The following is a 5,534-nucleotide window of genomic DNA, read 5'->3' on the forward strand; positions in this document are numbered from 1 at the left end:
CGCCGAAGAACAGCGTGACGGCCAGCGCGGAGACCGTGGTCATGTTGATGTACTCGGCGAGGAAGAACAGCGCGAACTTCAGCGACGAGTACTCGGTATGAAAGCCGCCGACCAACTCGCCTTCGGCCTCGGGCAGGTCGAACGGCGCCCGGTTGGTTTCGCCGACCATCGACGTGACGTAGACCAAGAACACCGGCATCAGCAGGAACCCGAACCACACCCGGTCCTGCGCAGCGACAATGCCCGACGTCGACATGGTGGCGGCGTAGAGGAACACCGACACGAAAGCCAAACCCATCGCGACTTCGTAGGAGATCACCTGGGCGGTGGACCGGATTCCGCCCAACAGCGGGTAGGTGGAGCCGGAAGACCAGCCGGCCAGGACGATCCCGTACACCCCGATCGACGACATCGCCAGAATGAATAGCACCGCGATCGGCAGGTCCGCCAGCTGCAGCGCGGTACGGTGGCTGAACACGCTCACCACGGGGCCGAACGGGATCACGGCGAACGCGGTGACCGCCGGTATCACCGAGATGATCGGGGCCAGTACGTAGATCACCCGGTCGACGCCGGCGGGGGTGATGTCCTCCTTGAGGGCCAGTTTGATCCCGTCGGCCAGGCTCTGCAGCCAGCCGTCCGGGCCGACCCGGTTGGGGCCGGGACGCATCTGCATGTGGCCCAGCACTTTTCGCTCGATGACGATCGCGAACAGCACGGTCAGCACCAGAAACGCGAAGACGGCGACCGCCTTGGCGATGATCAGCCACCACGGGTCGGTGCCAAGCGTGCTCATGATGGTTTTCCAATCCGCACCACCGCGCCCGCGGTGACGCCCAATTCCCGGTGCACCGCCGAACCGGCGGAATTCATCGGCAGCCACACCACCTGTGACGCCATACCGGTAACGACCAGCGGCAGGCTGATCGAGCCGTGCGGTGTGCTGACGCTGACCGGATCGCCTGGGGCGACGCCGATCTCGGCCGCGGTGTCGGCCGAGAGCCGCACCACAGGTTTACGCGCGGTGCCGGCCAGGTGCGGTTCGCCGTCCTGCAGGAGCCCGGCATCCAGCAGCATCCGCCAGCTGGCCAGGACGGCTTCTCCGTTGCCCGGCTGCGGCAGCGGGCCGGCTGCCACATCAGGGACACTGATCCGACCGCCGTCCCAGGGCCGAAGCTGTTGCAACTCGGCGCGTGCGGCATCGACGGTGGGCAGCCCCAGTGCGACACCCATTTCGCCGGCGATCGCGTCGAGCACCCGCACATCCGGCAGGGCGCCGGTCTCCCGCAGCGCGACCCCGAAACGGCGGTGCCGTCCCTCCCAGTTCACGAAGGTCCCCGACTTCTCCGCCGACGGTGCGATCGGCAGCACCACATCGGCGCGGTCGGTGACGTCGCTGTGCCGCAGCTCGACGCTGACCAGGAAATCGACCGCGTCCAGCGCGGCCAGCGCCGCCGCCGGATCGGCCAGATCACCCGGTTCGACCCCGCCCACCAGCAGCGCGCCCAGCGTTCCGTCGGCTGCAGCGGCCAGGATCGCGTGGGTGTCGCGGCCCGGCTGCGACGGCAGACCGACACCGCCGCCCCACAGCTCGGCCAGCTGTGACCGGGCGGCGGCGTCGGTGAGTGGCCGACCGCCGGGCAACAGCCCGGCCAGCGCGCCGGCATCCAGCGCTCCGCGCTCGCCGGCGCGGCGCGGCACCCAGGCCAGCCGCGCGCCGGTGGCGTCGGCCAGCCGAGCCGCGGCCGACAGCGCGCCGGGGGAGACGGCCAGCCGCTCGCCCGCCATGATGACCGCACCGGGTTGTCGCAACAGGGCACCGACCTCACCGTCACGCAAACCGTCACGCAAATCGTCCAGCACCGCCGCCTCGCCGCCGGGCACGGCAGGCAGCAGGGCGCCGAACATCTTCTCCACCGCCCGGTCGGCGAACGGCGCGACCACGTAAACCTTGCTGTGTTTCTTGCGTGCGGCCTTGCGCAGCCGCAAGAAGACGATCGGTGATTCTTCCTCGGGTTCGAGGCCGACCAGCAGCACCGCCGGCGCGGTTTCCAGGTCGCGGTAGGTCACCCCGCTCTGGCCTCCGACCGGTTTTCCGGCAACCCGGGCGGCCAGGAACGCGGCCTCCTCGGCCGAATGCGGGCGGGCCCGGAAATCGATGTCGTCGCTGTGCAACACGATGCGGGCGAATTTGGCGTAACCGTAGGCGTCTTCGACGGTCACCCGGCCACCGACCAGCACGCCGGTTCGCCCGCGGGCGGCAGCCAGTCCACGCGCTGCCAGCGTCAGCGCGTTCGGCCACGAGGTCGGCACCAGCTCGCCGTTTGGATTGCTGGGGTCGCGGGCCAGCGGGGTGGTGATGCGATCGCGCTGGGTGGCGTAGGTGAACGCCCACCTGCCCTTGTCGCAGTTCCACTCCTCGTTGACGTCGGGGTCGTCGCCGGCCATCCGGCGCAGGATCTTGCCGCGGCGGTGATCGGTGCGCTGCGCGCATCCGGCGGCGCAGTGCTCACACACGCTGGGCGTGGACACCAGGTCGAACGGGCGGGCCCGGAACCGGTAGGAGGCACCGGTCAGCGCGCCCACCGGGCAGATCTGGACGACGTTGCCGGAGAAGTAGGAATCGAACGGTTCGTCTTCGTAGATGCCGACCTGCTGCAGTGCGCCGCGATTCATCATCTCGATGAAGACGTCGCCGGCGATCTCGCCTGCGAACCGGGTGCAGCGCGCGCACAGGATGCACCGGTCCCGGTCCAGCAGCACCTGCGAGGAGATGTTGATCGGCTTGGGAAAGACCCGTTTGGCCTCCTCGAAGCGGGTCTCGGTGCGCCCGTGGGCCATGGCCTGGTTCTGCAGCGGGCATTCGCCGCCCTTGTCGCAGGTCGGGCAGTCCAGCGGATGGTTGATCAGCAGCAACTCCATCACCAGGTGCTGAGCCCGGTCGGCCTCCACCGACGTGTGCTCGGTGCGCACCACCATGCCCTCGGTGGCCGCCACCGCGCAGGACGGCTGCGGCTTTCGTTGCCCCTCGATCTCGACCATGCACTGCCGGCACCAGGCCACCGGGTCCAACAGCGGGTGATCGCAGAACCGCGGAATCTCGATGCCCATCTGCTCGGCAGCACGAATGATCAAGGTGCCCTTGGGAACTGTGATCTGCCGGTTGTCGATGGTGAACGTCACCGACTCGACCGACCGGGTGGGCTGAGTCACGCCTCGCCCCCCCTCGGTCCGTCGGGCACGAACATGCTCGCTTTCGGGTCGAACGGACAGCCGCCCTGCTCCACATGGGCGATGTACTCGTCACGGAAGTACTGAATCGACGACTGAACCGGCATCGCCGCGCCATCACCCAACGCGCAGAACGACTTTCCGAACAGCACGTCGGCGATGTCGAGCAGGGTGTCCAGGTCTTCGGTGGTGCCGCGGCCGGTTTCCAGCCGTTCGTAGATCGGGACCAGCCAATAGGTGCCCTCCCGACACGGCGTGCACTTGCCGCAGGACTCGTGTTTGTAGAACTCCGACCACCGCCGGGTGGCACGCACCACGCAGGTGGTCTCGTCGAAAATCTGTAATGCCTTGGTGCCCAGCATCGATCCAGCCTCAACCATGCCCTCGTAGTCCAGTGGAACATCCAGGTGCTTCTCGGTCAGCAGCGGTGTGGAGGAACCGCCCGGTGTCCAGAACTTCAGCCGATGTCCGTTGCGCACCCCGCCGGCGTAGGCGAGCAGTTCGCGCAGGGTGATACCCAGCGGGGCCTCGTACTGACCGGGACGGTTGACGTGCCCGGACAGTGAATACAGCGTGAACCCACGGGACTTGTCGGTGCCCATCGACCGGAACCACTCGGCGCCGTTGAGCATGATCGAGGGCACACTCGCGATGGATTCGACGTTGTTGACCACCGTCGGGCACTGGTAGAGCCCGGCGACCGCCGGGAACGGCGGCCGCAGCCGAGGCTGACCGCGGTAACCCTCCAGCGAGTCGATCAGCGCGGTCTCCTCACCGCAGATGTAGGCGCCGGCGCCGGCATGCACGGTGATGTCGAGGTCGAAGCCGGAACCGCCGATGTCGGCGCCCAGGTAGCCGGCGGCGTAGGCCTCGGCCACCGCGGCGTGTAGTCGCCGCAGCACCGGCAGCACCTCACCGCGCACGTAGATGAAGGCGTGGTGGGCCCGGATCGCGTAGCAGCAGATGATGATGCCTTCGATGAGCACGTGCGGTGTGGCCATCATCAGCGGCATGTCTTTGCACGTCCCGGGCTCGGATTCGTCGGCGTTGACCAACAGGTAATGGGGACGCGCCCCGGCACCTTCGGTGCCTTGCGGGACGAACGACCACTTGGTCCCGGTGGAGAATCCCGCGCCGCCGCGCCCGCGCAGGCCGGATTCTTTGACGTGCTCGATGACCGCATCCGGCTCCATGGCCAGCGCCCGCTGCATGCCGCGGTACCCGTCGTGGCGGTGGTAGGTCTGCAGCGTCCACGACTGCGGATCGTCCCAGTAACGGCTCAGCACCGGCGTCAGCGGTGTCGCCCCGGCGGTCGGGGCACTCGGTGAGGTCACTGTCGATCACCGTGACCCGCAGTGTCGTCGTCGGTTGCCGGTGCGGCCATGTCGTGTTCGCGGGCGAAGCGCAGCCCGGCCAGGGTCGGTGCGCCGGGGCCGCCTTGGCCGTCGTCGTCGCGTTTGTCGAAGAACCCGGCCAGGATGCGCGACGTTTCGGCGAAGCTGCACAGCGGCATGCCGCGGGTGGGCCGCACGTCTTCACCGGCGCGCAGCTTGTCGACGAGCACACGCGCCGACTCCGGTGTCTGCTGGTCGAAGAACTCCCAGTTGACCATCACCACCGGCGCGTAATCACAGGCGGCGTTGCACTCGACGTGCTCCAGGGTGACCTTGCCGTCCGGTGTGGTGTCGTCGTCGTCGACACCCAGGTGCTCTTTGAGGCCGTCGAAGATGGCGTCCCCGCCCATCACCGCGCACAGTGTGTTGGTGCAGACCCCCACCAGGTACTCACCGGTGGGTTTGCGACGGTACATCGAGTAGAACGACGCGATTGCGGCGGTCTCCGCGAGGGTCAGCCCGAGCAGCTCCGCGCAGAACGCCAGACCGGCCGGCGTGAGATAGCAGTCTTGCGCCTGCACCAGGTGCAACAGCGGCAGCACTGCCGAGCGCGGCTGCGGATAGCGGCCGATGATCTCGGCGGCGTCGGCCTCCAGGCGCGCCCGCACCTCCGGCGGATACGACGTCGGGGCCCCGGGATAGTTGAACTGGCCGGGCTCCTCCGGTGGGCGGCCGAGCCGGAGGAATCTCCGCTGGCCGTCGGTGCCCGCGGTGGGCGGCATCATCCGTCCACGGCCGGTGGTGTTGGCCGGTGTCTCCTTCTCGGATACGGTCATCGGTCGACTCCGCCCATCACCGGGTCGATGCTGGCGACCGAGGCGATCACGTCGGCGACCAGTCCGCCCTCACACATCGCGGCAACAGCCTGCAGGTTGGTGAACGACGGGTCGCGGTAGTGCACCCGGTAGG

At 68.4% G+C, this 5,534-nt stretch carries 5 protein-coding genes; all 5 read right to left on the bottom strand.

Going from position 1 to position 5,534, the window contains the following annotated elements; translation table 11 throughout:
* The coding region (gene nuoH / locus AC2VON_RS09965) for an NADH-quinone oxidoreductase subunit NuoH (protein ID WP_486952806.1) at positions 1–796 on the bottom strand (796 nt) is incomplete at its 3' end.
* On the bottom strand, positions 793–3,213 hold the full coding sequence (locus AC2VON_RS09970; RefSeq protein ID WP_486952807.1) for an NADH-quinone oxidoreductase subunit G: 2,421 nt from the start codon (positions 3,211–3,213) through the stop codon (positions 793–795). The genes nuoH and AC2VON_RS09970, both read right to left, overlap by 4 nt.
* Positions 3,210–4,565, bottom strand: a complete 1,356-nt coding sequence (nuoF, locus tag AC2VON_RS09975; RefSeq protein ID WP_486952808.1) for an NADH-quinone oxidoreductase subunit NuoF — start codon at positions 4,563–4,565, stop codon at positions 3,210–3,212. Before nuoF ends, AC2VON_RS09970 begins: the two co-directional genes overlap by 4 nt.
* The gene (gene nuoE, locus AC2VON_RS09980) at positions 4,562–5,347 is read right to left on the bottom strand and encodes an NADH-quinone oxidoreductase subunit NuoE (protein WP_486952809.1); all 786 of its coding nucleotides are present in this window, start codon (positions 5,345–5,347) and stop codon (positions 4,562–4,564) included. The genes nuoF and nuoE overlap by 4 nt, the downstream gene beginning before the upstream one ends.
* Positions 5,348–5,397: 50 nt before the next feature.
* Positions 5,398–5,534, bottom strand: a 137-nt coding sequence (locus tag AC2VON_RS09985) for an NADH-quinone oxidoreductase subunit D-related protein (RefSeq protein WP_486952810.1), incomplete at its 5' end; no start/stop codon positions are given.

This window comes from Mycobacterium sp. TH-M82 (genome assembly GCF_057473605.1).